Origin of the sequence: Phreatobacter sp. (assembly GCF_027532945.1) — a bacterium.
Classification (GTDB): Bacteria; Pseudomonadota; Alphaproteobacteria; order Rhizobiales; family Phreatobacteraceae; genus Phreatobacter.
In genome coordinates, this window is sequence record NZ_JAPZTZ010000003.1 from 304681 (window position 1) to 331207 (window position 26527).

Annotated in this window: 22 protein-coding genes and 1 riboswitch; of the genes, 13 read left to right on the forward strand and 9 right to left on the reverse strand. The window is 69.8% G+C overall.

Going from position 1 to position 26527, the window contains the following annotated elements; genetic code table 11:
• Nucleotides 1-45 precede the first annotated feature (45 nt).
• Nucleotides 46-459 carry a DUF1636 domain-containing protein gene (locus O9344_RS02585; RefSeq protein ID WP_298472354.1) on the reverse strand — a complete coding sequence of 138 codons (414 nt, stop codon included), beginning with the start codon at nt 457-459 and terminating at the stop codon, nt 46-48.
• A gap of 105 nt (nt 460-564) precedes the next feature.
• Nucleotides 565-759, reverse strand: a riboswitch (cobalamin riboswitch).
• Nucleotides 760-791: 32 nt separating this feature from the next.
• Nucleotides 792-4064, reverse strand: coding sequence for a carboxyl transferase domain-containing protein (locus tag O9344_RS02590; RefSeq protein WP_298472356.1), 3273 nt, complete (start codon nt 4062-4064; stop codon nt 792-794).
• A 188-nt stretch (nt 4065-4252) separates the two neighbouring features.
• Here O9344_RS02590 and O9344_RS02595 point away from each other — a divergent pair, with 188 nt between their 5' ends.
• Genes O9344_RS02595 through O9344_RS02605 form a run of 3 tightly spaced genes read left to right on the forward strand, consistent with a single transcriptional unit; the run spans nt 4253 to nt 6878 of the window.
• On the forward strand, nt 4253-4753 hold the full coding sequence (locus tag O9344_RS02595; RefSeq protein WP_298472357.1) for a hypothetical protein: 501 nt from the start codon (nt 4253-4255) through the stop codon (nt 4751-4753).
• Complete coding sequence (locus O9344_RS02600; protein ID WP_298472359.1) at nt 4750-5913, forward strand: OpgC domain-containing protein; 1164 nt, start codon at nt 4750-4752, stop codon at nt 5911-5913. Before O9344_RS02595 ends, O9344_RS02600 begins: the two co-directional genes overlap by 4 nt.
• Nucleotides 5895-6878 carry a tripartite tricarboxylate transporter substrate-binding protein gene (locus tag O9344_RS02605; RefSeq protein ID WP_298472361.1) on the forward strand — a complete coding sequence of 328 codons (984 nt, stop codon included), beginning with the start codon at nt 5895-5897 and terminating at the stop codon, nt 6876-6878. Before O9344_RS02600 ends, O9344_RS02605 begins: the two co-directional genes overlap by 19 nt.
• A gap of 6 nt (nt 6879-6884) precedes the next feature.
• On the opposite strand, the gene O9344_RS02610 is transcribed toward O9344_RS02605, so the two are convergent.
• Nucleotides 6885-7766 carry a LysR family transcriptional regulator gene (locus O9344_RS02610; protein WP_298472363.1) on the reverse strand — a complete coding sequence of 294 codons (882 nt, stop codon included), beginning with the start codon at nt 7764-7766 and terminating at the stop codon, nt 6885-6887.
• A gap of 98 nt (nt 7767-7864) precedes the next feature.
• On the opposite strand from O9344_RS02610, the gene O9344_RS02615 reads away from it, so the two are divergent.
• The 7 genes from O9344_RS02615 to O9344_RS02645 all read left to right on the forward strand — a co-directional run bounded on the left by O9344_RS02615 (nt 7865) and on the right by O9344_RS02645 (nt 17015).
• Complete coding sequence (locus O9344_RS02615; RefSeq protein WP_298472366.1) at nt 7865-9427, forward strand: proton-conducting transporter membrane subunit; 1563 nt, start codon at nt 7865-7867, stop codon at nt 9425-9427.
• Nucleotides 9428-9443: 16 nt separating this feature from the next.
• A complete protein-coding gene (locus tag O9344_RS02620; RefSeq protein WP_298472368.1) occupies nt 9444-11819 on the forward strand; it encodes a DUF2309 domain-containing protein in 2376 nt (791 codons plus the stop codon).
• 239 nt (nt 11820-12058) lie between these two features.
• Nucleotides 12059-12229: a hypothetical protein gene (locus O9344_RS02625; protein WP_298472370.1), complete on the forward strand. Its 171-nt coding sequence runs from the start codon at nt 12059-12061 to the stop codon at nt 12227-12229.
• On the forward strand, nt 12229-13629 hold the full coding sequence (locus tag O9344_RS02630; RefSeq protein WP_298472372.1) for an enolase: 1401 nt from the start codon (nt 12229-12231) through the stop codon (nt 13627-13629). The genes O9344_RS02625 and O9344_RS02630 overlap by 1 nt, the downstream gene beginning before the upstream one ends.
• Nucleotides 13626-14774, forward strand: coding sequence for a Gfo/Idh/MocA family oxidoreductase (locus O9344_RS02635; RefSeq protein WP_298472373.1), 1149 nt, complete (start codon nt 13626-13628; stop codon nt 14772-14774). The genes O9344_RS02630 and O9344_RS02635 overlap by 4 nt, the downstream gene beginning before the upstream one ends.
• 26 nt (nt 14775-14800) lie before the next feature.
• Nucleotides 14801-15985 carry a dihydrodipicolinate synthase family protein gene (locus tag O9344_RS02640; protein ID WP_298472375.1) on the forward strand — a complete coding sequence of 395 codons (1185 nt, stop codon included), beginning with the start codon at nt 14801-14803 and terminating at the stop codon, nt 15983-15985.
• Between the two features lie 163 nt (nt 15986-16148).
• A complete protein-coding gene (locus tag O9344_RS02645) occupies nt 16149-17015 on the forward strand; it encodes a sugar phosphate isomerase/epimerase family protein (RefSeq protein ID WP_298472377.1) in 867 nt (288 codons plus the stop codon).
• A gap of 4 nt (nt 17016-17019) precedes the next feature.
• Here O9344_RS02645 and O9344_RS02650 read toward each other — a convergent pair whose 3' ends face one another.
• The 4 genes from O9344_RS02650 to O9344_RS02665 all read right to left on the reverse strand — a co-directional run bounded on the left by O9344_RS02650 (nt 17020) and on the right by O9344_RS02665 (nt 20296).
• Nucleotides 17020-17739: a TetR/AcrR family transcriptional regulator gene (locus tag O9344_RS02650; protein WP_298472379.1), complete on the reverse strand. Its 720-nt coding sequence runs from the start codon at nt 17737-17739 to the stop codon at nt 17020-17022.
• Nucleotides 17736-18575, reverse strand: a complete 840-nt coding sequence (locus O9344_RS02655) for a sugar phosphate isomerase/epimerase family protein (RefSeq protein ID WP_298472380.1) — start codon at nt 18573-18575, stop codon at nt 17736-17738. The genes O9344_RS02650 and O9344_RS02655 overlap by 4 nt, the downstream gene beginning before the upstream one ends.
• 36 nt (nt 18576-18611) lie before the next feature.
• Nucleotides 18612-19598 carry a tripartite tricarboxylate transporter substrate-binding protein gene (locus O9344_RS02660; RefSeq protein WP_298472382.1) on the reverse strand — a complete coding sequence of 329 codons (987 nt, stop codon included), beginning with the start codon at nt 19596-19598 and terminating at the stop codon, nt 18612-18614.
• A gap of 143 nt (nt 19599-19741) precedes the next feature.
• Nucleotides 19742-20296, reverse strand: coding sequence for a hypothetical protein (locus tag O9344_RS02665; RefSeq protein WP_298472385.1), 555 nt, complete (start codon nt 20294-20296; stop codon nt 19742-19744).
• Between the two features lie 230 nt (nt 20297-20526).
• Here O9344_RS02665 and O9344_RS02670 point away from each other — a divergent pair, with 230 nt between their 5' ends.
• Together O9344_RS02670 and dctP are read left to right on the forward strand one after the other, a co-directional pair.
• Nucleotides 20527-20652 carry a hypothetical protein gene (locus tag O9344_RS02670; RefSeq protein WP_298472388.1) on the forward strand — a complete coding sequence of 42 codons (126 nt, stop codon included), beginning with the start codon at nt 20527-20529 and terminating at the stop codon, nt 20650-20652.
• Nucleotides 20653-20805: 153 nt separating this feature from the next.
• The gene (gene dctP, locus O9344_RS02675; protein WP_298472393.1) at nt 20806-21894 is read left to right on the forward strand and encodes a TRAP transporter substrate-binding protein DctP; all 1089 of its coding nucleotides are present in this window, start codon (nt 20806-20808) and stop codon (nt 21892-21894) included.
• Nucleotides 21895-21997: 103 nt separating this feature from the next.
• On the opposite strand, the gene katG is transcribed toward dctP, so the two are convergent.
• Nucleotides 21998-24166, reverse strand: a complete 2169-nt coding sequence (gene katG / locus O9344_RS02680; protein WP_298472396.1) for a catalase/peroxidase HPI — start codon at nt 24164-24166, stop codon at nt 21998-22000.
• Nucleotides 24167-24280: 114 nt separating this feature from the next.
• Between katG and O9344_RS02685 the strand changes: the two genes are divergently transcribed.
• Nucleotides 24281-25198: a LysR substrate-binding domain-containing protein gene (locus O9344_RS02685; RefSeq protein WP_298472399.1), complete on the forward strand. Its 918-nt coding sequence runs from the start codon at nt 24281-24283 to the stop codon at nt 25196-25198.
• A 3-nt stretch (nt 25199-25201) separates the two neighbouring features.
• Here O9344_RS02685 and O9344_RS02690 read toward each other — a convergent pair whose 3' ends face one another.
• Nucleotides 25202-25999, reverse strand: coding sequence for an SDR family oxidoreductase (locus O9344_RS02690; protein ID WP_298472402.1), 798 nt, complete (start codon nt 25997-25999; stop codon nt 25202-25204).
• Between the last annotated feature and the right edge of the window lie 528 nt (nt 26000-26527).

The window sequence follows — 26527 nt, forward strand, 5'->3', positions numbered from 1 at the left end:
TCCGGAGATGCTTGATCTCCGGACGCGGGGCGTCGGGGGATCGGCTCAAGCCGGGGCGCCGCCATCGTCCGGCGACCAGTCCGGCGGCGGCACGCGGGCGATGATGCCGCGGCGCATCGCCTCCGGCCGGTCGCGCCAGGGAACGAAGCCGTGGGGGGCCTCGGCGCAGGCCCTGGCCATGGCGACGACGTCACCGGCGTCGCGTTCGGGATCGAGGTCGCCGAAGACGAAGGTGTAGCCACCGGCGGCCGACAGCGACACCGTGCAGATGCGCTTGCAGACGCTGAGGCATTGGGTCGGCCGAACGCGGCAGTCCGTTCCCTCGGCGGCGCTCGCCACGGCCTCGTAGAGCCGGCGGCCGGGCGCATCGGCGAGGTCGCTGCCGGCGCTGCGGCAGGATGTGCAGACGGTGACGATGACCGGCCCGGCGGGACGGTCAGGGGATGGGGTGGTGGTCACGATGCAATGTCCCGGCGCCGCGGCGCCAGATGCCAGCCCTGACGGTCGAGGCCCGGCATTCGGCCTCGCCAGCGCGCAACCCGTGCTCCCCGCCGGCTTGCGTCCATCAGCAGCGATATGAGCAGCCGGTCTCCTGGCTCGCGACTAGGGGCGCCCCGCCATCCTTCCCGGCCTTTCGGCCAGTGGCTCACGGCAAGGGCTCGTCGCCTACAGTTGCGGGGGCAGCCGCGGCTTCGGGAAACCCCTCACCGCATTCCCGTTTCACCCGCCGGGGCGGGCACTGCTCGGGCCGGACAGTGCCACGACCCTGCCGCCGGCTCAAGCCGCCGGTGTCAGCGGGCCGGCACGAAGGGGCGGCGCTTGCCCTCCGGCCGGGCCGCGGGCGCTGCCGAGGCAAGGGCCCTGAGGATCCAGTGGCGCGTGTCGGCGGGATCGATGACCGCGTCGATCTCGAGGAAGGCGGCCATGCTGGTGGCCTTGCCCTTCTCATAGAGCGCGTCGACGTGCCGGCGATAGGTGGCCTCGCGCTCCGCCGGGTCTTCGATCGCCGCGAGTTCGTTGCGATAGGCAAGGCGCACGGCGCCTTCCAGCCCCATGCCGCCGAATTCGCCGGTCGGCCAGGAGACGATGAAGACCGGCGCCTGGAACGAACCGGCAGCCATGGCCTGCGCGCCGAGGCCATAGCCCTTGCGCAGCACCACGGTCATCAGCGGCACGGTGAGCGCTGCGCCCGACAGGAACATGCGGGAGACGCGGCGCACCAGCGCCGTCTCCTCGGCCGGCGGGCCGACCATGAAGCCCGGCGTGTCGCAGAGGGAGAGGATCGGCAGGCCATGGGTCTCGCAGAGATCCATGAACCGCGCGCCCTTTTCGGCAGCCTCAGCATCGATGGCGCCACCGAGATGGCGGGGATTGTTGGCGATGAGGCCTATGGGCTTGCCGGCGATCCGCACCAGCGCGGTGATCATGCCGATGCCGTGGCGGGGCCGGAGTTCCAGCACCGAGCCCTCGTCGCAAAGAAGATCGATGACGGCGCGCACGTCATAGGCGCGCAGCCGGTTTGCGGGGATGGCGCGGCGCAACCGGTCCTGATCGGCCGCGGTCCAGCCGGCAACCGGACCCTGGAAATAGGCGAGGTAGCGCTTGGCGGCGGCCACCGCCTCCGCCTCGTCGGCGACAAGGATGTCGATGACGCCGTTCGGCTCCTGCACGCCGACCGGGCCGACCTCTTCCGGCGAGAAGACGCCGAGACCGCCGCCCTCGATCATGGCCGGGCCGCCCATGCCGAGATTGGCGTTTTCGGTGGCGATGATGACGTCGCAGCAGCCGGCGACAGCGGCATTGCCGGCGAAGCAACGGCCCGAGACGATGGCGATGGTCGGCGCCCGGCCGCTATGGCCGGCGAGCATCCGGAAGGTCGGCACGTCCAGGCCCGCGACGCCCATATAGTCGGTCTCGCCGGGACGGCCGCCGCCACCCTCGGCAAAGACGACGATGGGCAGGCGCTGCTCCTCGGCGAGGCGGAACATCCGGTCCATCTTCTTGTGGTTCATGAAGCCCTGGGTGCCGGCGAAGACCGTGTAGTCATAGGTCATCGCCATGCAGCGGCCGCCCTCCTCGCCGAAAAGGCCGGCATTGACCGTACCGAGGCCGCAGATGAGGCCGTCCGCCGGGCTCATCTCGCGCAGCTCCTCAAGGCTGCGACGGCGGCGCTGGGCGGCGAGAGCGAGCGCGCCGTATTCGATGAAGCTGCCGGGATCGCAGAGGTCGGCGATGTTCTCGCGCGCCGTGCACTGGCCGGTCTTGCGGCGGCGGGCGACGGCCTTGGGGCGACGGTGATCCTGGAGCGCGTCGTGGAGGTCGAGGACCTCCGCAAGGTCGGCGCGGATGGAGCCGGCGGCCTCCTCGCCGGTGTCGCCGGGACCATCGGCGGCGACATCGGCGGGTTCGATGAAGACCAGCGGATCGCCGGCATCGGCCTGATCGCCCGCGGCGAAGGCGAGGCCACGGACGAAGCCCGCCCGGTCGGCAACGACGACGTGCTCCATCTTCATCGCCTCGATGACGGCGACCTCACGGCCGGCGGCGACCGCATCGCCCTCGGCAACGGCGATGGAGACGATCCGGCCGCTCATCGGGGCGATGACCGGTTCGGTCCCGGCGGGACCGGTGGCGACGGTCTTGGCGGCCGTGGCGCTGGCGGAAGCGGCGGCGAAGCGGGTCACGCGCGGCGCGGCGACGAGGGCCGCCGCATGGCGCTCGACAAAGGTGGTGTCGGCCCGGCCGGCGAGCACGTCCGGATCGGCAAGGAGCGCCTGGAGCACGGCGGTGTTGGTCTCGACCCCCTCGATGCGGAACTCGCTCAAGGCCCGGGCGCAGCGCGCCGCGGCCTCGGGCCAGCCGCCATCGGGCGCATGGGCGATGACCTTGGCGAGGAGGGAATCGTAGCCGGTGGAGGTGCGATAGCCGCTGCGCCCATAGGTCTCGACGCGGATGCCCGGCCCTCCCGGTGGATCGAAGGCGGCAAGCGTGCCGCCGGTCGGCGTGGCGCTGCCATCCGCCGCCATCCGCTCCATGTTGACGCGCACCTGCACGGCCGTGCCGCGCGGGGCGGGCGGCGCGCCGGCCAGGCCCAGATCGGCGAGCGACTGCCCCGCGGCGAGGCGGATCTGCGTCTTCACGAGATCGATGCCGGTCACCTCCTCGGTGACGGTGTGCTCGACCTGCAGGCGCGGATTGGCCTCCATGAAGACGAAGCGGCCCGCTGCCGGGTCGACGAGGAATTCCATCGTGGTCAGCGTCGTGACGCCGCCGGCGCGGGCGAGGGTCACCGCGGCATCGAGGATGCGGTCGCGCAGGGCCGGATCGAGCCCTGGGGCGGGGGCGATCTCGACGAGCTTCTGGTGGCGGCGCTGCAGGCTGCATTCGCGTTCGTGGAGGTGGCGGATGGCACCGGTATGGTCGCCGAGGATCTGCACCTCGACATGGCGGGCCGGCCGGATCAGTTCCTCGACATAGAGGCCATCGGCGCCGAAGCTTGCCTGCGCCTCCGAGGCCGCGCGGGCGAAGGCCTCGGCAAGGCCGGCAGGGCTCTCGACGACGCGCATGCCGCGTCCGCCCCCGCCGGCGAGCGCCTTGACCATGACCGGGCGGCCCCCCTGCCCCGCCATGAAGGCCTCGGCCTCCGCGAGCGAGGTGATGCCGGTGGTACCGGCGGCAAGCGGCACGCCGGCCTCGGCGGCGAGGCGACGGGCCGCGGCCTTGTTGCCGAAGAGCGCGAGGGTTTCCGGCTTCGGGCCGATGAAGGTGAGCCCAGCGGCCGCGCAGGCGCGGGCGAACCCGGCATTCTCCGACAGGAAGCCGTAGCCGGGATGGACCGCGTCGCAGCCACCCGCCTTGGCCGCAGCGACGATGGCATCGCCGTCGAGATAGGCCGCGGCGCCGCGACCGGGCAAAGCCACCGCGGCATCGGCGCGCGTCACATGCAGGCAGTCGGCGTCATCCGCGCCGTAGACGGCGAGCGAGCCGATGCCGAGCTCGGCAAGCGCATGGGCGATGCGGATCGCGACTTCGCCGCGGTTGGCGATCAGGACTTTGCGGAACATCGGCGGCTTTCGCAGACGGGAGGGGCGGCGAGCCTCGCAGCTTTCGCGGCTCCCTGGCCATTCGGCCGTTCTTCCGGGGGCGGTGGCCGGCTTCCCCCTCGTCACGCACCCGTGAACGGGGCCCCGTAACATCCAGCCTCTTGCCGGCGAAACCGGAACATCGCGTCCAACCAGGGGGAACCGACGCCATGCAGACCGCCACCGCCGCCAAGCCCAGTGCCTTGATCGCCTTTCCCGCCGTGCCTTCAGCCCGCACGCTGTGGAACCTGTTCCTCGGCGGCGCCGCCGGCCTCGGCTTCTGGGAATTCTTCTCCGCCACCGCAACGCATTGGGCCGCGGGCTTTCCGCTGCAGCCGCCAGAGCTGGTCAAGTCGCTGTTCCAGCACCAGCTCGGGCTGACCATCAGCAACCCGATGGCCGAGTTCCTGCACGGGCTCACCGGCCTCATCTTCTATCCGATCGGCTACTACATCCTGTCGCGCGCCCTGCCCTGGCTGGGTGTCACGGCGGCGGGATGGATCTGGGGCGTTGCGACCTATTTCATCGCGCTCGGCTTCTTTGCCCCTCTCGCAGGCCAGTCCTTCTTGCTCCACGACGTGCCGGTGCTCTCCTTCATGAGCCTCGTCGGCCACGCCATCTACGGCTATCTCGCGGCGATCGTCTTCGAGCGCTTCGAGGAGAGCCGATGAGCCCGGCTCCCGGCACAGCCGAACCCAAGGCGCGGGGTCGCGACGCGAGGATCGACCTCGCCCGCGGCCTCACCATGCTCATCATTTTCGTCGCCCATGTTCCGGGCAACCTCTGGGCCGAATTCATCCCGGCCCGGATGGGCTTTTCCTCAGGGGCCGAAGCCTTCGTCCTCTGCTCGGGGCTTGCCTGCGGCATCGCCTTCGGCGGCACCTTCCAGCGTGACGGCTGGCTCGCCGGCACGCGGCGGATCGGCAAGCGGGTCTGGCAGCTCTGGCTCGCCCAAGTGCTGACGTTCGGTGGGTTTGCCGCATTGATGCTCTCGATCGACGCCTGGCTCGGCGGGGACGCCTATGCCGCCCGCTACAGCCTCGCCTATCCCGTTGGCGCTCCGCTGGAGGCGGCCCTCGCGCTGATGACGCTGCGCTACGTGCCGGACTTCTTCGACATCCTGCCGCTCTACATCGTGCTGCTCGCCGCCGTGCCGCTGATGAGTCTCGTCGCCGGCGCCTCGCGCTGGCTGGTCCTCGGCCTGTCGGCGGGCCTCTGGCTCGTCGTGCAGGTCGTGCCGCTGAACCTTCCGGCGAACCCGGCGGGCACCAAGCTCTGGTATTTCGACCCGCTCGCCTGGCAGTTCCTGTTCTTCCTCGGCTATGCCACGACGGCCGGGTGGCTCACCCCGCCGCGGGCAACGCCGGCCCGCATCGCCGTTGCGGGGGCGATCATCCTCGCCTGCATCCCGCTGACCTTCTGGGGGGCTCACGCCGCCTTCCCGGTGCTCGGCGAGCTCTACCGGGCGATCTATCCGGCGGAGGCGATCTCGACCCTCCACCCGCTGCGGCTCGCCCATGTGCTGCTGCTCGCCTGGCTCTTCGCCGCCCTGCTCGCGAGCCGGCGGTCCTCGCTCTACGACGGCCCGCTGAAGCCCGTCCTCGTGGTCGGCCAGCAATCGCTGACGACCTTCCTCACCGGCATCGTGCTTGCGGCGCTGGCGGGCGTCGCGCTGGACCTCATCGGCCGTGGCATCGCCGCGACCGCCCTCATCAACCTCACCGGCTGCGCGCTGCTGGTCGCCACCGCCTATGCCGCGCGCACCGTCAAGGCATCGCTCAAGACCCGCACACCCACAGGTAAGGACAGGCCATGGCTCGCCACGCAGTGACGTTCTCCCGCCGCGCCCTCCTCGCCGGCGCTGCCCTCGCCCTTCCCGCCACCGCGAGCGCGACACGGGCGGAGACCGGCCGCATCACGCTCATCGTGCCCTTTGCCGCCGGCGGGCCGACCGACATCGTCGCGCGGCTGGCCGCCGACGGCATGGCCCGCCATCTCGGCCGCGCCGTGATCGTCGAGAATTTCGCGGGAGCCGGCGGCGCGACCGGCACGCTGCGGGCGGCGCGGGCGCGCCCGGACGGCACGACCATGGTGCTCGGGCAGATGGCGACCCATGCGCTCACCCCGATCCTCAATCCGCAGGCAGGCTATGACCCGCTCGCCGATTTCGTGCCGATCGGGCTCATCGCCAATGCGCCCATGGTCATCGCGGCGCGCAAGGGCCTGCCGGCGTCATCGCTGCGCGAGTTCCGCGATTTCGTGGCGGGAAGCGGCAATCGCCTGTCCTTCGGCCATGCCGGGCTCGGGGCGACGTCGCAGGTCGCCTGCGAGCTGTTCAACCGGGGGACCGGCGCAGCACCCGTCTCCATCGCCTATCGCGGCACGGCCCCGGCGCTGAACGACCTCGCCGCGGGCCAGATCGACTTTGCCTGCGACCAGCTCACCAGCATCGCGCCGCTGATCCGCTCCGGCCATATCCAGGGCGTGGCGCTGATGGCGGCGACGCGCTCGCCCGTCCTGCCGGACCTGCCCTCCGCCGCCGAACAGGGCTTTCCCGACCTGTCGGTCGAGGTCTGGAACGGACTGCTCTTCCCGCGCGGCACACCGCAGACCGTCGTGGCGGAGGTCCATGCCGCGCTCACCACGGCGCTCGACGATCCAGGCCTGATCCGCCGCTTCGAGGAGCTCGGCGCCTCGGTGCCGGCGGGCGCGGCCAACACGCCCGCGGCCTTCGGCGCGCTGATCCGCTCCGAGAATGCCCGCTGGCGGCCGGTGCTGGAGCGCCTCACGCGCTGACCGGTTTTACTCGCTCACATCCCGCAGGATCCGCGCCAGGACCGGATGTGGAAAGCGGCGGGCGACCGTCACGGCGAAGAAGGTCTCGGTGATCCGGTCGAGCTTGGCGGCTTCGGCGAGGAAGCCGGCGGCAAGCTCATCGCGCACGACGATGCGCGGGATGACGGCGAGCCCCAGATCCTCGCGCGCGAGGAGACGCAGCATCGCCATGTCGTCGGCTTCGGCCGCGACCGTCGGCGTGACCCCGAGCTGGGCGGCGAAGGCGTCGAAGGAAGCGCGCAGCGCGGTATCGAGGGCGGGCAGCACCAGCGGCTGCTCGGCGAGGAGCGCGGCGAGGTCGCCTCCGGCCGATCCCACGCGGCGCGGCGTGCCGATGAGGCTCACGGGCTGGTCGGCGAGGCGGTTGACGAGCCAGGGGATGGCGTCATCGCGGGGCGGGGCGTGGGTGGTGAGCACCACGTCGAGCTCAAGACTCTCCAGCCCCCGCAGCAGCTCGGCCTGCGAACCGGACCGCAGGTGCACCTCCACGTCGCCCTTGCCAATGACCGGGCGGATGAACTGCATCTGGAAATTGCGCGACAGCGTGGCCAGCGCGCCGACCCTCAGGGCGCGTCGCGAGCCGCCGGTCTCGCGCAGCGTCGCGGTCAGGTCCTCGGCGGTGCGGAAGATCGTCTCGGCATGGTCGAAGGCGATTCGCCCCGCCTCGGTGAGGACGAGACCGCGGCCGCGCCGTTCAAAGAGATCATGGCCGAGCGTCGCCTCCAGCGTCTTCAGCTGGGTCGACAGCGCGGATTGGGCGAGGTTCAGCCGCCGCGCCGCGCCGGTGAGCGTTCCCTCGGCCGCAACGGCGTGAAAGAGGCGGAGGTGGTGGAGGTTCAGCGCGGGCATCGTTCTTCTCAATAGAACGTAACGACCGAAATTATGTATTTTTATTGAAGTCAGGCAAGCCTTATCTCCGGCGGCACTCGTTGATCCCCGGAGTCGCCATGTCGACCTTCATCCCCTTCGTGCAATTCGCACCGCTGGTGCTTCTCGGCGCCGCCGCCTTCGCCCTGGTGCGGCCCGGCCGCCGCCCCGGCGCCTATCCGGCCTTCGCGGAAGCCGCCGCCCTCGCCGCGCTCGGCCTCGCCCTCGCCTCCCTGATCCAGCTTCTCGTTCTCGGCCAGCGGGTGACGGCGGTCGGCGCCGGCCCCGCCCTGCTCGCGCTGCGGCTCGACGCGGTGAGCGCGACCATGACGGTGCTGGTCGGCTTCGTCGGCTGGATCGTGGTGCGCTACGCCCGCTCCTATCTCGACGGTGAGGAGCAGGAGGGCCGGTTCCACGGCCTGATGCTGGCGACGCTCGCGGCTGTGCTCCTGCTCGTCCAGTCCGGCAGCCTGGTCGTCCTCGCCGCGAGCTTCGTCGCGGTCGGCGCCGGCCTGAGGCGGCTCCTGATGTTCTACGGCGAGCGGGCTGAGGCGCGGCGCGCCGCCACCAAGTTCGCCCTCGTCTGGTTCGGCGGCGACGTGCTGCTGGTCCTCGCCGCCGCCCTGCTGTGGGTCGGCTTCGGGACCGCCGACCTCGGCGCCATCGGCGCGGCGGCGAAGGGCGGCCTGCCCCTCTCGGCCCACATCGCGGTCGCCTTGCTGGTCGTGGTGGCGGCGCTGAAGACCGCCTCCTTCCCGCTGCACGGCTGGATCACCGAGGTGATGGAGGCCCCGACCCCGGTCTCCGCCCTCCTCCATGCCGGCATCATCAATGCCGGCGGCTTCCTGATGATCCGCCTCGCGGAGCTGGTGCAGGCGAGCTCCGGCGGCATGGCGGCCCTCGTCATGCTCGGCGGCCTCACCGCCCTGTTCGGCGCGGTGGTGATGCTCACCCAGAGCGCCGCCAAGACGGCGCTGGCCTGGTCGACCGTCTCGCAGATGGGCTTCATGCTGCTCCAGTGCGGCCTCGGCCTCTGGCCCCTCGCCCTCCTGCACATCGTCGCCCACTCGCTCTACAAGGCGCATGCCTTCCTCGCCGCCGGCGGCGCGGTAGAGGCGGTGGCCTCGATCCGGCGGCCCGGCCCGGTGGCGGTGCCCGGTGGCCTTGCGGTGGCGCGGTCCTTCGCGCTGGCCATCGTGCTCTACCTTGCGGTTGCCAGCCTCTTCGGCCTGGTCAGCGGCCACAAGTCGGCCCAGGCCCTGGCGCTTGGCGCGATCCTGGTCTTCGGTGTCGCCTACCTTGTCGCCCAGGGCCTTGCCGACGCAGCCCCCCGCGAGCTCACCCGCCGCACGGCCCTCGCCTCCCTCGGCGCGGCGGTGGCCTATTTCGGCTTCCACCTGATCTCCGGGGCGATCTGGGGCCCGTATCTGCCGGCCGTGCCGACCGCCGGCCCGCTGGAATGGGCGCTGATCATCCTCGCCCTCCTCTCCTTCGGCCTCGTGGCGGTCGCCCAGGCGCTCTTCCCCCTCTGGGCCCACCACCCGGCGGCGGCGGGCCTGCGCGTCCACCTCGCCAACGGCCTCTACCTCAACGCCGTCCTCGACCGGCTGATCGGCGGCTTCCGGGCCGCAAAAGCCCACTGACCTCACGGAGAGCATCATGTTGCTGAACCAGCCCCAGGTCGCCCCCGCCCGGTACGCCGCCCTCATCAAGGCCGCTGAAGCCGCCGCCCGCGCGATCCCCCCGGCCTTCCCGCTCTCGGCGACGGTCGCGGTCAATCCCTTCCTCGGCCAGACCGGCGAGGATTTCGCCACCGCCGCGGCGCGGCTCGCCCGGGTCGCCGGCGTGCCGCTGACCCGCAGCCGGCAGGACTACGCGGCGAAGATCGCCTCCGGCGAGATCACCGTCGAGGACCTGTCGGCGGCGCTCGCCGCCTCGGCCTCGGCGCTGAAGCCGAAGGACCTCGCCGCCCTCAAGGCGCGGCTGGCGACGCCGGAAGCCGCACCCGTCGCGCTGCCGACGGTGGCAGCGCTGGCCGCCGACGCCACGGGAACGGACTGGCCGGCCCTCGTCGAGCGGTGCTTCGGCCTCTGGGCCGCCGGCCATTTCGACCGGGGCCAGGCGCTCTGGTCGCCGGCCCCCGGCCGCAGCGCCTTCTCGGCCTGGCGGGACTGGGCCGTCCACGACCTCACTCCGGAGATCGCTGGCCTCAAGGGCTTCTGCGCCCATGTGGCCGATGCCCCGGACACGCCGGAGCGGGCGATCCTTCGGGCTGCCGACAGCCTCGGCATCGGCGAGGCGGCGGCGGAGACGCTGTTCCACCGGCTCCTCAGCGATCTCGGCGGCTGGGCGCAGCACGCCCGCTGGCTGCTCTGGGAGGCCGAGCTCGGTGAGGCGACCGACACGACCATCACCGACCTGCTCGCCATCCGGCTGATCTTCGAGGAGGCGCTCCTTGCCCATGTCCCGGCCATCGCCGAGCGCTGGCAGCAGATCGTCGCCGCCCATGCCGCGCCGGTCGCAGCGACGCCTGACCAGGTGGCCGATGCGATCCTGCAGGACGCCGCCGACCGGGCGCATCAGCGGCGGCTTGCCGCGCAGCTCACGGGCATGGCCGGCGCGACAGCCCGGCCCGCCGTGCAGGCCGCCTTCTGCATCGACGTGCGGTCGGAAGTGTACCGGCGGGCGCTCGAGAGCCTCAGCCCGGAGATCGCCACCATCGGTTTCGCCGGCTTCTTCGGCCTGCCGCTGGCCCACCGGCCGCACGGCACGGACGAGGTCGCCAAGCACCTCCCCGTTCTGCTGAAGCCCGCCATGTTCACCTGCAGCCACGTCTCGCCTGAGGACGAGGCGACGAGCCGGATCGGCGCGCGGGCAACCCGCGCCTGGGGCCGGTTCCGGCAGGCGGCCGTCTCGTCCTTCGCCTTCGTCGAGGCCTCCGGGCCCCTCTACGGCGCCAAGCTCGTCAAGGACGCGCTCGGCTTCGGCGAGGCGCCGAAGCAAAACCCGCGGCCGCGGATCGATGGCGGCCTCACCGCCGAGGCCAAGGCGGCGACGGGCGCTGCGGTGCTGAAGGCGATGAGCATGACCGAGGGCCATGCCCGGCTGGTGCTGCTCTTCGGCCACGGCGCCAAGGTGACCAACAACCCGCACGAGAGCGCCTATCATTGCGGCGCCTGCGGCGGCCAGACGGGCGAGGTCTCGGCGCGGATCCTCGCCGACCTCCTCAACGATCCGGAAACGCGGGCGGGCCTGCCGGCCCATGGCATCATCCTGCCCGAGGACACGGTCTTCGTCGCCGGCCTGCACGAGACCACGACCGACACGATCACCCTCTACCGCGACATGGAGCTCGGTGGCCACGTGGCGGATCTCGTCCGCGCCGAGGCCTGGCTGTCCGAGGCAACCCGGATCACCCGGGCCGAGCGGGCGAAGCGGCTGCCGCGGGCCCATGCCGAGACCATCGCGCAGCGGGCGCTGGACTGGGCCGAGCTCCGGCCGGAATGGGGCCTTGCGGGCTGCGCCGCCTTCATCGCCGCGCCGCGGGCCGTCACCGCAACGACGGATCTCGGCGGCCGCGCCTTCCTGCACAGCTACGACTGGGAGGCGGATGAAGGCTTTGCCACGCTGGAGCTGATCCTGACCGCCCCGGTGGTGGTCGCGAGCTGGATCAGCCTCCAGTACTACGGCTCCTCCGTCGCGCCCGACATGTTCGGTGGCGGCAACAAGCTGATCCACAACGTGGTGGGCGGGTTCGGCGTGGTGCAGGGCAATGGCGGCGTCCTCCGCACCGGCCTGCCCTGGCAGGCGGTCCACGACGGCGAGAGCCTCGCGCACGAGCCGCTGCGCCTCACCGTGATGATCGACGCGCCGCAGGAGGCGATTACGGCCATCCTCGACAAGCATGCGGGCGTCCGGCAGCTGTTCGACAATGGCTGGCTGCACCTGCTGCGGCTGGAGAACGGCAAGGTTGCCGGCCGCTACCGGCCGGGCCTCGCCTGGGAAGGCGCCACGCCGCTGCGCTCGGCCGCCTGACCCATCGCCGCAGCGGCGGCGATCGCAGACGAAACGGGGCCGTCGCACCATCCGGTGCGGCGGCCTTTTTGCGCCGGCATGCGGGCATCCGGAACTCGACGTCCACCCTTCGGGCGAGGCACCCGCCTGCCCCCCCCTGCGCGCCCTCGCCTTGACTTCGGCCGCCATCGTCTTGTAAGTAACTGGTGAGTTATATACGTCGCCACCTGAGAGCGACGGGCATGGGCAGGAGACCGAGGATGGCGGCATCGCGCGCCGGGAGCACTGGGCTTGGCCGCTGGCTGAATGCCGCCTGGCTCAGCCCCTTCGGCATGCTCGCCCTGCTCAACCTCGCCTGGGACCTCGTGGCCTTTCCGGATCTCGCCAAGAAGGTCCGGGCGCATTTCTACGCTCAAGGGGGGATCGACTGATGGCCGCCCCGCGCACTCGCATTGCCGAGGCCGAAGCCTTCGAGCGCTGGACGCCCTTCGTGCGGCCGTTCCGTTTCGGAGCAGTCACGGTGGAAGGTGCCTTCCAGGCCTTCGTGCGCGTCGTCGTGGAGGTCGAGGGCCATGGCCGCGCCACCGGCATGACCGCCGAACTCATGCCGCCCAAATGGTTCGACAAACGGGCGGAGCGCAGCACCGACGATACGGTGCGAGACCTGAAAAGCAGCCTCGCGGCGGCGGTGGCATCGACGCGCCACCTCGGCTGCGACACGGCCTTCGGGCACCATGTGCGGCTGCAGGAGGCGCAGGCGGACTGGGCGAAGGCCGCCGATGCCACCGCCCTCTCCGCCTCCTTCGGCGTCGCGCAGGTGGACAAGGCCGTGCTCGACGGATTGGCACGGGCGATGGGCCAAGGCTTCGTCGCAGTGCTCAAGGCCAATGCCGCTGGCATCGACGCGCGGTTGACGCCGGACCTGACGGAGGCTGCCATTGCGGCACGTCTCGCCGCCCTTTCCCCCGGCCGGTCCATCGCCATCCGTCACACGGTCGGCCTCACCGACCGCATCATCGGCGCCGACAGCCTCGCCTCCGAGATCGACGCCGCCGACCTCCGCTTCTTCAAGATCAAGCTCGGCGGGGATCCTGCCGCCGACATCGACCGGCTCCTCGCCATCGCAGCGCTCCTGGAGGCGCGTGGCATCGACTATCGCGCCACCGTCGATGCCAACGAGCAATATGCCCCCGATGCCCTCGTCGAGCTTCTTGCCCGTGCCGAGGCCGAGCCGCGGCTCGGCGGGCTCATGGCGCGCCTCCTCTTCATCGAACAGCCCTTCGACCGGCGCGTCACCTTCGAGCGGCCGCTGCCGCCAGCGGTGGCGGCGCGCGGCGTCATCATCGACGAGGCGGATGATGCCGACGACGCCTTCCCGCGCGCCAGGGCGCTTGGCTATCGCGGCGTCTCGTCCAAGTGCTGCAAGGGCCTCTACAAGGCGCTCATGAACACGGTGCGTGCCGCCGCCTGGAATGCCGGCAGCACCGGTGGCCCGGCCTTCCTCGTCTCGGCGGAGGACCTCACCTGCCAGGCGGGCCTTGCGGTCCAGCAAGACAGCGCCTTCGTCGCGGCGCTTGGCCTCACCCATGTGGAGCGCAACGGCCATCACTATGTCGACGGCTTCGCCGAGGCGCCCGCCGCCGAGGCCGAGGCGTTTCTTGCCGCCCATCCCGGGCTCTACGCCCGGACCGATCGCATCCGCCTCACTGTCGCGAGCGGACGGCTCGACCTCTCCTCGCTGGACGGTCCCGGCTTCGCCAGCGCGGCGATGCCGGATGTCGCCCGCCTCTCCCCTCTCACAACCCTCCCCGCACAAGGACTACCCGCATGACCAGGACCCTCGGCGTCGTGATGAACGGCGTGACCGGCCGCATGGGCACCAACCAGCATCTGGTGCGCTCCGTCGCCGCCATTCGCGCCCAGGGCGGCGTGCTGATGTCGGATGGCAGCCGCGTGCAGCTCGACCCGATCCTCATCGGCCGCAATGCCGACAAGGTTGCCGCGCTCGCCAAGGCCAATGGCGTCGAGCGCTGGTCGACCGACCTCGACGCGGCCATCGTCGATCCAAAGAACCACATCTTCTTCGACGCGGCGACGACGCAGATGCGCCCGACTCTGCTCGAAAAGGCCATCCATGCCGGCAAGCACATCTATTGCGAGAAGCCGATCGCCACGAACCTCCCCGAGGCGCTGAAGATCGTGAAGCTCGCCAAGGACAAGGGCATCAAGAACGGCACGGTGCAGGACAAGCTGTTCCTGCCCGGCCTGATGAAGCTGAAGGCGCTGCGCGATAGCGGCTTCTTCGGCAAGATGCTCTCGGTCCGCGGCGAGTTCGGCTACTGGGTCTTCGAGGGCGACTGGCAGACGGCGCAGCGGCCCTCCTGGAACTACCGCTCCGAGGATGGCGGCGGCATGATCCTCGATATGGTCTGCCACTGGCGCTACGTGCTCGACAATCTCTTCGGGCAGGTGAAGTCGGTCTCCTGCCTTGGCGCGACGCATATTCCGGAGCGCTGGGACGAGAACGGCAAGGCCTACAAGGCCACCGCCGACGACGCGGCCTATGCGACCTTCGAGCTCGAGGGCGGCGTCATCGCCCATATGAACATGAGCTGGGTGACGCGCGTCTATCGCGACGATCTCGTCACCTTCAACGTCGACGGCACGCTGGGCTCGGCGGTGGCAGGCCTCCACGACTGCATGATCCAGCCGCGCAACGCCACGCCGCGTCCGGTGTGGAACCCCGACCAGAAGCAGACCATCGATTTCCGCTCGACCTGGCAGAAAATGCCGGACAACCAGAGCTACGATAACGGCTTCAAGGTGCAGTGGGAGATGTTCGTCCGCCACGTGGTGGAGGACGCGCCCTATTCCTACACGCTGATGGAAGGCGCCAAGGGTGTGCAGCTCGTGGAATGCGCGCTGCAGAGCTGGAAGGAGCGCCGCTGGATCGACGTTCCGAAGCTGACGGTGTGATGCGGGATCGAGAGGAGAGCCGACCGATGCTCGACAAGACCAAGCTTGCCGCCAGCGTGCGGCTGCCGACCGCGGCGGGGACCATCGAGACCTACCGGCTCTCGGTGCCGCGCCAGTTCCCGGAGAAGGTGACAGGCCCGCTCAACCGCGTGGCGCTGGCCGCCACCCACATGGTCGCGAACCCGCTCGCCGACAACGATCCCTGGCTCACCAATGCCATCGACTGGGATCGGACCATGGCCTATCGCGATTATCTCTGGGGCCTCGGCCTCGGGGTGGCGGAGGCCATGGACACGGCGCAGCGCGGCATGGGCCTCGACTGGGCCGGCGCGCTCGACCTGATCGGCCGGTCGGTGCGGCAGGCCAAGGCGACGCCCGGCGCGGTGGTGTTCTCGGGCGCTGGCACCGACCATCTCGACCCCGCCGCCGTGCGCAGCCTCGAGGAGGTGATCGCGGCTTACGAGATGCAGTTCGAGGCGATCGAAGCGCTTGGCGGGCGCATCATCCTCATGGCCTCGCGGGCGCTCGCCCGCGTCGCCAAGGGGCCGGAGGACTATGGCCGCGTCTATGACCGCATCCTGTCGCAGGCCGCGCAGCCGGTGATCATCCACTGGCTCGGCGACATGTTCGATCCGGCACTCGCCGGCTACTGGGGCACGGCCGACCTCGACGCCGCCATGGACACGGCAGTGGACGTCATCAACCGCAACGCCGCCAAGGTCGACGGCGTGAAGATCTCCCTCCTCGACAAGGACAAGGAGATCGCCATGCGGCGCCGGCTCGCGCCCTCGGTGAAGATGTATACCGGCGACGACTTCAACTACGCCGAGCTCATCGCCGGCGACGACAAGGGCTATTCCCACGCCCTGCTCGGCATCTTCGACGCCATCGCGCCGGCGGCAGCGGGCGCTCTCTCGGCGCTGGCCAACGGCGATCTCGCGACGTTCCATGACATCTTCGCGCCGACCGTGCCGCTGTCGCGGCACATCTTCAAGGCGCCGACCCGCTTCTACAAGACGGGTGTCGTGTTCGTGGCCTATCTCAATGGCCACCAGGACCATTTCACCATGGTCGGCGGCCAGGAAAGCACGCGCTCGACCCAGCATCTCGCCGAGCTCTTCCGTCTTGCCGATGCGGCCGGGATCCTGCGCGACCCCGAGCGTGCCGCGGCGCGGATGGCGGCGGTCATGGCGACGCGCGGCGTGGCGTGAGGCGCTCAAGGCGAGGCGTCAACCTCTCCCTGGTGCCCGGGCTTGTCCCGGGCATCCATGACTTCCTGCGATCATTCCTGCGATGCCGTGTTCACGTCGTGGATGCCCGGGACAAGCCCGGGCATGACGCGGCAAGGAATGCGGCCTGACCTCCGGTGCGTCCATGCGCGATTTCTCCGCCGACCATTCCCTCCTCTCCATCAACACCGCGACGGTGCGCCAGCAGGGCGACCTCCTCGCCATCATCGAAGGCTGCGTGCGCCATGGCATCCAGGCCATCTCGCCCTGGCGCGACCAGGTGGCGACGGTGGGGCTCGATGCCGCCGCCAAGGCGGTGCGCACCCATGGGCTGAAGCTCTCCGGCTATTGCCGCGGCGGCATGTTCCCAGCTGATGCCTCCAAGAAGCAGGAGGCGCGCGACGACAACCGCCGCGCCGTCGACGAGGCGGCAACGCTGGGCGCGGCCTGCCTCGTCCTCGTGGTCGGCGGCCTGCCGCAGTACTCGCGGCCCGGCTCGGCGGTCTCGCATGACCTCGGCGCGGCCCGCGCGCAGGTGGAGGACGGCATCGGCGAGCTCCTCGACCATGCGCGGGGCGCCCGGATGCCGCTCGCCATCGAGCCGCTGCACCCGATGTATGCGGCGGACCGGGCCTGCGTGAACACACTCGACCAGGCCCTCGACATCTGCGACCGGCTCGATCCCACACGCTCCGGCGCACTCGGCGTCGCGGCCGACGTCTATCACATCTGGTGGGACCCGAACCTTTCCACCGCCATCCGCCGGGCAGGGCGCGAGCGGCTCCTCGCCTATCATGTCTGCGACTGGCTGGTGCCGACGCGCGATCTGCTCACCGATCGCGGCATGATGGGCGACGGGGTGATCGAGCTGAAAAAGATCCGACAGGCGGTGGAGGCCGAGGGCTTCACCGGGTTCTCGGAGGTCGAGATCTTCTCGGCGCTGGACTGGTGGAAGCGGCCGATGGACGAGGTGCTTCAGACCTGCATCGAGAGGCACAGAAGCGTGGTGTGAGGCCTCAGGCCTTCACGCCGCGCAGCACGAACTCCACCACATGGGCGCGGCGCTCCGCGATGGAATCCGGGCTCTCCATGTCGGCGTCGAAGATCACCGACAGCGTGTAGACGTTGGAGAAGAAGAAGTAGCAGATGCCGATGATGGTCACCCAGAGCTGGCGGGCGTCGAGCCCCGCGCGGATGGTGCCCTCGGCATGGCCGCGGGTGATGATGCGCGCGATGGCGTCGATCACCGGCGAGTTCATCATGTTCACCCGCGCCGACTTCTTCAGCACCTTGGCGCGCTGGCGGTTCTCGGTGGCGAGCAGGTTGATGAAGGTGCGGTCGCGCACGAAGCTGTCGAAGGTGAATTCGGTGAAGCGGGTCAGTGCCTCAACGGGCTCCAGCCGGTCGAGATCCAGCTTCTGCTCGGCGGAGCGGGCGCGCTCATAGGCCGCCTCAAGAACTGCCAGATAGAGCAGCTCCTTCGAGGAAAAGTAGTGGTAGATCATGCGCTTGTTGATGCGCGCGCGGTCGGCGATGTCGTCGGTCCTCGCCCCCTCGTAGCCGCGATTGGCGAATTCGCGGGTGGCGACATTGAGGATGCGCGCGCGCGTGCCGGCGCTGTCGCGCTTGCGCACCGTCTTCTGCACCGCCTCCGTCACGCCCGTGTCGCCCCCTGCGGCCGAGGGACCGCGATTCGCCTCATTGCCGACACTGGCATGACCAGCCGGGTCCGTCATGTCGCGGTATCCAGCGCCTCGAGGAGACCACGCACATAGCCGGCCGCCCGCGCCGCGCAGGCCGGTCCGTCCGGCTCGTAGATGAAGGGTTCGATGGCAATGTCGCCGCCATAGCCGGTCTCGCCGAGCGCACGGAGCACGGGCGCGAAGCGGTCGCGGCCCTCGCCGGGGCCGCGGCGGTTGGCATCGTTCAGCTGGACATGGGCGATGTGACCGGTCGGCATCCAGCGGCGGATGAGGTCCGCCACAGGTTCGGCCTCGCGGGCGGAGGCGGCGGAGGTATCGATCATGGTGCGGAAGGCGGGATGGCCCACCGCATCGACCAGCCGGACGGCCTCAGCGACCGTCTCAATGAAGACGTTGTCGGGCGGTGCCAGCGGCTCGATGCAATAGGTGAAACCGCGCGCCGCGATCTCCTCCGTGAGCCCGGCGAAGAGGTCGCGGGCGCGGCCGAAGGCGACATCGGTCCCCTCCCCATCGGCCGGGCGGCGCTGGGCGGGCGAGCCATGGACGAGGACGCGGGCGCCGAGGCCCGCGGCAAGATCGAGAAGGCCGAGGATGACGTCGCGGGTGCGGCCGCGCAGCTCCGCGTCGGGCGAGACGATGGAGAGGCCCGGCGGCGTCACCAGCAGCCAATGCAGACCGGTGACGGCGAGTCCGTGATCCTCGACGGTGCGGCGCGCCGCGGCGATGGCCGCAGCGGAGAGCCGGTGAGGCTCCTCTGACAGCGTGAACGGCGCGATCTCAAGGCCGTCATAGCCGACGGCCCGGGCGAAGGCGCATTGCCGGGCGAGGTCCCAGGGCGCGAGCACCTCGTTGCAGAGGGAAAGGCGCATCGCGCGTGTCCTGGGATCGGGCGAGGTCCGCGGCCCTCAGGGGACGCGGATCTCGGCGGCGCGGATGACCTCGCCCCACTTGGCGACGTCGGCGGCATGGACGCGGCGCAGCGCCTCGGGCGTGCGGTCGGCCTCGGCCGGGGCCTCGGCGCCGAGCTGGAGGAAGCGCGCGGTTGCGGCAGGATCATCGATGGCCCGGCGCAGGGCGGCGTTGAGCGCGGCAATGATCGGGGCTGGCGTCGCCTTGGGCGCGAAGACCGCGTTCCAGACCACCATTTCGACGCCCTCCATGCCGGCTTCCCGCGCGGTGGGGACATTGGGCAGGACCGGCGAGCGGGTCGGCGCCAGCACGGCAACAGCCTGCACGGCGCCCGCCTGGACCTGCCCCATGAGGCTGGTCACCTGGTCGCAGATATAGCCGACATTGCCGGCGACGAGATCCTGGATGGCCGGCCCTGTGCCGCGATAGGGCACCGAGGTCGAATTGGCGCCGATGCGGCGGTTCAGCAGGGTGCAGGCGAGGTGGGAGGTCGATCCGACGCCGGCATTGCCGTTGTTGATGGTGGCGGCATTGGCCTTCAGATGGGCCGAGAACTCCGCGAGCGTCTTGGCCGGGAGAGCCTTGTTGGCGACCAGGAGGATCGGCGCCGAGGCGGCGATCCCGATCGGCTCGAAGTCGGTCAGGACATTGAAGGCAAGGTTGGGATAGAGCGCTGGCGAGAAACTCATGGTGCTCATCGGGCCCATGAGGATCGTGTGGCCATCGGGATCGGCGCGGGCGACGCGGTTGGCGCCTGTCGTCCCGGCGGCGCCGGCGACGTTCTCGACCACGACCTGCTGGCCCAGCGTCTGGCTCATGCGCTCGGCAACGATGCGGGCGACGATGTCAGTCGGACCGCCCGGTGCGAAGGGCACGACCATGGTGATCGGCCGCGACGGGAAGGCCTGGCCAAAGGCGGGGGCGACGGCGAACGGCGAGACGGCGACGAGCAGCGCCGCGACGGCGCATCTCCTTGAAATCACAGCTTCCTCCAGGACATTTGGCGCGGTGCCCGCGCTTCTTGTCCCGGACGATAAACAGCCCCTCGGGCAGCGTCAATGAAGTATGTAACCGGTGAGTGCATTGGTCGCGCGAGCGAGGCGCGGAGCACGCCACGGCGCCGTCCTTACGGCAGGCGGCCGGCGCAGATCGCGGTCATGTCGAAGGCAGCGGCGGCGAAGCCCTGCAGGCGGGCGCGCAACTCGCCCTGATCGGCGCCGGCGACGGCGACGAAGAGTTCCTCGGAGCGGGAGGCCCGGAAGAAGAGGCCGTCATTGGCAGAGATGTAGTAGCCGCCATTGGGGTGGCCGAGGATGGATCCTGTGCTCGGTTCGAATTCGTGAACTTCGGCGACGCCGGAATCAAGACGCAGCGAGAAGCGCTGGCGGCTCTGGTGCTGTTCCTCAAGCCGCTGCGGCCAGCGGATGCCGAGCCGCGGACGGCCCGCGACACACAGGATCAGCACTTCGCCGTTGCGCCCGCCCTTGGCCTCGGCGAGGGCAGGCGCCGCAGCAACGCCCTCGTAACGGCGGGTCCAGACATTCTCGAAGGCGCGAATGGTCCAGTCATGGTGACGATAGCGCCGCTCGGCCGGGGCCGCGGCGGCAGGGCCAGGCGCCAGAAGAACGAGCACGAGCCCGGCAACGGCCATAACGGCAGTGCGGAATGCGTCACGCGACACGATCGGTCCCCTCGTCAGAAGCGAACCGGCGCTCCTGCGGCCGGTTCTCGTCACCCGCGGAGGACCATAACCGTGGCCCCATGACGGGCCGTGAAAACATTCATTCAAATGCGATGAAAAACGGAGGGAACCTGCGCGCCCGTGCCGCATTGGTATCGATGGGCCAGAGCCTTGCACTCTGCTTGGGCTTTCCCATCTGAGCCCCCGTTCCGACGCCAAAGGAGGTCGCCATGGTTCAGCGCATGACCCGTATCCGACGCCTTCGCCGCCTGCCCGGCCAAGTCTCCCGCCTCGCCATGGTGGGCGTTGCCGGCATCATCACGATTGCCGCGACGATCAGCGTCCTGACAGCCTGACGCCCCAAAGCCGGGCGGGCCCACCGCCCGGTGCATGTCCTCCATTCGGGAATGGCGGGGCGCTGGCGCCTCGAACCGCCCTAGCCTGCCCTCTTGGGGAAACCCACGATCCGCGCGGTTCTAGAGACGCGGACGGGCCAGGAGGAGATCAGGATGAAGCGCAGAACATTCATGGCTGCCGGCGCGACAGGCGCGGTCGCCGCAACCGTTGCCGCCCCCGCCATCGCCCAGACCCTGCCGGAGGTCAGCTGGCGCTGCGCCTCGTCCTTCCCGAAATCGCTCGACGCGCTCTATGGCCCGCTCGACACGATGACGAAGCAGATCGCCGAGGCGACCGATGGGCGTTTCAAGATCCAGTGCTTCGCTGCGGGCGAGATCGTCGGCGCCTTCCAGACGCTGGACGCGGTCTCGGCCGGCACGATCGAGATGTGCCAGTCGCCCGGCTACTATTTCGTCGGCAAGGACCCGGTCCTGGCGCTGATGGCCGACGTGCCCTTCATCATGAACGTGCGCCAGCGCAACGCCTGGCTCTATCAGGGCGGCGGCCAGCAGCTCATCAACGACTACGTCAAGAAGTACAACGTCCATACCGTGCCTGGCGGTAATACGGGCACGCAGATGGGCGGCTGGTTCCGCAAGGAGGTCCGCACGCTCGACGACCTCAAAGGGCTGAAGTTCCGCATCGCCGGCCTTGCCGGCCAGGTCATGGCCAAGCTCGGCGTGGTGCCGCAGCAGATCCCCGGCGGCGATACCTATTCCTCGCTGGAGCGCGGTGTCATCGACGCGGCCGAGTGGGTCGGGCCCTATGACGACGAGAAGCTCGCCTTCGTCCGGGTCGCTCCCTACTACTATTATCCCGGCTTCTGGGAGGGCGCGCCGACGGTCCATTACTGGATCGGCCAGGACAAGTGGAACGCCCTGCCGAAGTCCTATCAGCAGATCTTCAACAATGCTGCGGCGGCCAACAACATGGACATGACCGCCATCTATGATGCCCGCAATCCGGCGGCGCTCCGGCGCCTCGTGGCGGCCGGCGCGCAGCTCCGGCCCTTCAGCACCGAGATCCTCGATGCGGCCTTCAAGGCGGCGAATGAGATCTATGCCGAACTCTCGGCCGGCAATGCCGATTTCAAGCGGATCTACGAGCACATGCGGGCGTTCCGGAACGAGGAATACCTGTGGTGGCAGGTCGCCGAGTACTCGTTCGACACGATGATGCTGCGGCTGCGCCAGCGCGGCTGAGCCCCTCCCCTTTCAGCCCAAACAAAAGCGCCGGTCCCTCGCGGGGCCGGCGCTTCGCATGTCAAGACGCGGCGGGGGGCGCGCCCCCGCCCGCGCTGCGGCCTCAGGCGAGGTCGAAGCGGTCGGCGTTCATCACTTTGGTCCAGGCGGCGACGAAGTCGGCCACGAACTTCCCGTGGGCGTCGTCCTGGGCATAGACCTCTGCATAGGCGCGCAGGATCGAGTTCGAACCGAAGACGAGGTCGACACGGGTCGCGGTCCACTTGGCCGCGCCGGTCTTGCGGTCACGGATCTCGTAGCTGTTCTTGCCGGTCGGCACCCAGCTATAGGCCATGTCCGTGAGGTTGACGAAGAAGTCTGTCGTCAGCGCGCCCGGGCGATCGGTGAAGACGCCGTGCTTGGCACCGCCATGGTTGGCGCCGAGGGCGCGCAGGCCGCCGACGAGCACGGTCATCTCCGGACCGGTCAGGCCCATGAGCTGGGCGCGGTCGAGGAGAAGCTCCTCAGGGGTGACGACATAGTCCTTCTTCACCCAGTTGCGGAAGCCATCATGGATCGGCTCCAGCACCTTGAACGCGTCCGCATCCGTCTGCTCGGCGGTGGCGTCGCCGCGACCGGCGGCGAATGGCACCTCGACGGTGACGCCGGCAGCCTTCGCCGCCTTCTCGACGCCGACATTGCCGGCGAGGACGATGACGTCGGCGATGCTGGCGCCGGCCTCAAGGGCGATGGGCTCCAGCACGGCGAGCACCTTGGCGAGACGGGCGGGCTCGTTGCCCTCCCAGTCCTTCTGGGGCGCGAGGCGGATGCGGGCGCCGTTGGCGCCGCCGCGCATGTCCGAGCCGCGATAGGTGCGGGCGCTGTCCCAGGCGGTGGCGACGAGATCGGCGGTCGACAGGCCGCTCGCGGCGATCTTCGCCTTCACGGCGCCGATGTCCCAGTTCGTCGGGCCGACGGGGACCGGATCCTGCCAGATCAGGTCCTCGGTCGGCGCATCGGGGCCGATATAGCGGATCTTCGGGCCGAGATCGCGGTGGGTCAGCTTGAACCAGGCACGGGCGAAGGTGTCCTGGAAATAGGCGGGGTCCGCCATGAACTTCTCGCAGATGGCTCGATAGGTCGGGTCCATCTTCATCGCCATGTCGGCGTCGGTCATGATCGGCATGCGGCGCTGGGACGGGTCCGAGGCGTCGACCGGCATGTGCTCCGGCTTGATACCAACGGGCTGCCACTGCCAGGCACCGGCCGGGCTCTTGGCGAGCGCCCAGTCATAGCCGAAGAGCAGCTCGAAATAGCCCATGTCGAAGACGGTGGGATGGGTGGTCCAAGCCCCCTCGAGGCCCGAGGTCACGGCCTCGCTGGCCTTGCCGTGCTGGTTGGGGTTCATCCAGCCGAAGCCCTGGTTCTCGAGGCCGGCGGCCTCGGGCTCCACACCGAGCGCCTCGGCGCTGCCATTGCCGTGGGCCTTGCCGACGGTGTGACCGCCGGCGGTCAGGGCCGCGGTCTCCTCGTCGTTCATGGCCATGCGGGCGAAAGTCTCGCGCACATGCAGCGCCGTCTTCAGCGGGTCGGGCTGGCCGTTCACGCCCTGCGGATTGACGTAGATGAGACCCATCTGCACGGCAGCGAGCGGGTTCTCCATGGTCTCCGGCTTGGCGACGTCCTCGTAGCGCGTGTCGGATGGCGCCAGCCATTCCTTCTCGGCGCCCCAGTAGACGTCCTTCTCGGGGTGCCAGATGTCCTCGCGGCCGAAGGAGAAGCCGAAGATCTTCAGGCCCATATCCTCATAGGCGAGCGTGCCGGAGAGGATGATGAGGTCGGCCCAGGAGATCTTGTTGCCGTACTTCTTCTTCAGCGGCCACAGCAGGCGGCGCGCCTTGTCGAGGGAGGTGTTGTCCGGCCAGGAATTGAGCGGGGCGAAGCGGATGTTGCCAGTGCCGGCACCGCCGCGGCCATCGGCGAGGCGATAGGAGCCCGCGGCGTGCCAGGCGAGGCGGATCATCAGGCCACCGTAATGGCCCCAGTCGGCCGGCCACCAGGACTGGCTGTCACGGAACAGCGCCTTCATGTCGGCGCGCAGGGCGGCAACGTCCAGCGAGCGCACGGCGGCCCGGTAGTTGAAGCCGGCGAGCGGGTTCGACTTGGTATCGTGCTGGTGGAGGATGTCGAGGTTGAGCGTGTTCGGCCACCAGGCCGTCACCGCCGCCTTCTCCATCGTGTTCGAACCATGCATGACCGGGCACTTGCCCATTCCCGTATCCAGACCGTCCATGGCGCTGCCTCCATCGTGCCGTTACCCCCGGAAGGGGCGCGAGAGCGCTTCTTCTAGAGGAGAGTTGCGATTAGAATAAGTCGAATTATCTGATCGTGACGATAAGATGACCTGATGACGAATCTGACACTGAAACAGCTGCGTTATTTCGAGGCGCTCGCCCGCGAGGGGCATTTCGGCCGTGCGGCGGAGGCCTGCGCCATTTCCCAGCCGGCGCTGTCGATGCAGGTGCGCGAGCTCGAGGAGACGCTCGGGGTGCCGCTGGTGGAGCGCTCGGCGCGGCAGGTGCGGCTGACGGCGCTGGGGGAGGACCTGGCGCAGCGCGCGCGTCTCATCCTGCGTTCGGTGGACGAACTCGCCGATCTCGCCCGCGCCTCGCGGGGCGGTCTCGTCGGGCGCTTCCGGCTCGGCGTGATCCCCACCGTCGCGCCCTATCTCCTGCCCGCCATCGTCGGCGAACTCGATCGCCGCCATACGGGCCTCGACCTGAGGGTGCGGGAGACCCAGACGCCGCGGCTCATCGCCGACCTGGCGGAGGGACGGCTCGATGCCGCCATCGTCGCCCTCACCGTCTCCGAGCCGGCGCTCACCGAGGTGGCGCTGTTCAGGGAGGACTTCGTGCTGGTGCGGCCGGCAGCGGAAGTGGACCTGCCCGTCCCAAACGGCGAGGCGCTCGGCACGATGCGGCTGCTGCTGCTGGAGGAAGGCCATTGCTTCCGCGACCAGGCCCTCGCCTTCTGCGCCATGACGGCCAGGCCAAGGGAGATCCTCGACGGCTCGTCGCTCTCCACCCTCGTCCATATGGTGAGCGCCGGCTTCGGCGTGACGCTGATCCCGGACATGGCCGTGCCGGTGGAAACCCGCTCGGCGGCGGTGGCCGTGGCCCGGTTCGAGGAGCCGAGGCCCTCCCGCACGATTGGCATGGTCTGGCGGTCGAGCAGCCCGCTGGACCGACAGCTCCAGGGCATCGCCGAGACGGTGAGGTCCGCGGCGCTGCGCCTCACCGAGACGCGACCGCCAGGCCCGCGCTGAGGCTCAGCCGTTCCGCTGGTCGCGGCGCAGCGTCGGCAGGCCAATGCCCGTGGCGTCGAAGCCGCCATCGACGGCGAGCGTCTGGCCGGTGATGTAGCTCGCGCCGGGCGAGCACAGATAGACAATGGCGTCGGCGAGCTCTTCCGGCAGCCCGTAGCGGTTGAGCGGGATGGCGTCGTGGTAATCGGCACGGATCTCCGGCGAATGCACCTTCTTGGCCATGGCGGTATCGACCGGGCCTGGCGCGACGGCATTGACGCGGATGCCATAGCTCGCAAGCTCCACCGCCATCTGCTTGGTGAGATGGCCGAGCGCCGCCTTCGACGTGCCATAGGCGACACGCAGCGTGGAGGCGCGCAGCGACGAGATCGAGGTGATGTTGACGATGGCCCCGCCGGTCTCGCGCATCAGCGGCACGGCTGCCTTGGTCATCATGAAGGGGCCGGTGACATTGACGGCCATGACCTCGTTCCAGGCCTCGAGCGGCGTCTCCATCAGCGGGCCAAAATGGGCAATCCCGGCATTGTTGACGAGCGCGTCGAGCCGACCGAAGCGGGTCCTGACCTCATCCAGGGCTGCCGCGACATCGGAGGGCTGCGAGACATCCTTGTGAAGCGCGAGCACGCGGTCGGGTGCCCGGAACGCCTCGGCCGCGGCAACCAGCACGTCCTTCTTCCAGTCCAGCATGACGACGGACCAGCCCTCGGCGAGGAAGCGGGCGGCGGCGGCGTGACCGATCCCCTGGGCGGCACCGGTGACGAGCGCGACACGGGAGGATGCGGGGGACGTGGGGGAGGTCATGGGCAAAGTCCGGGATGGCGGGACGGATGGCCCGATGTGACCACGCTGCGAGGTCATCGGCCATGCGGCCATCCGGATGAGCGTGAGCGAGGCCCCCTACCCGGTCCGCACCGGCCGGACGCTGTGGACAAGTCACCGCCATGGATGCGACAAGAGCACGTGGCTCCTGGATTCGTGGAGCCCCCGCAGGGCATGACCGTGGAGGCGTGAGGAACGCCGCCGCGAAATTTTTGCGGCACCCTGTTGACACCCGAAAGCGGGTTCTCCTATAAGCCGCCTCCTCGACGCGGCGCCGCCGACCACCGGCCGGCCCCAAGTCACCTGAAATCCTCGGTCAGCACCTCGTGCATGACGCTTTCGACCCCGGTCGAAAGAGGACCTTCAGTTGCCCTTTTGGGTGGGAGCCCTGTGTGGTTCCGGTTCTTTGACAATTGAATATGGGAAAGAGAAACGTAGGCGGCGGAGTTCTTGCGGACCGGTCTTCGGACTGGTCGATGACGAGACTTCGGCAGTGCTACGTTTCAGATG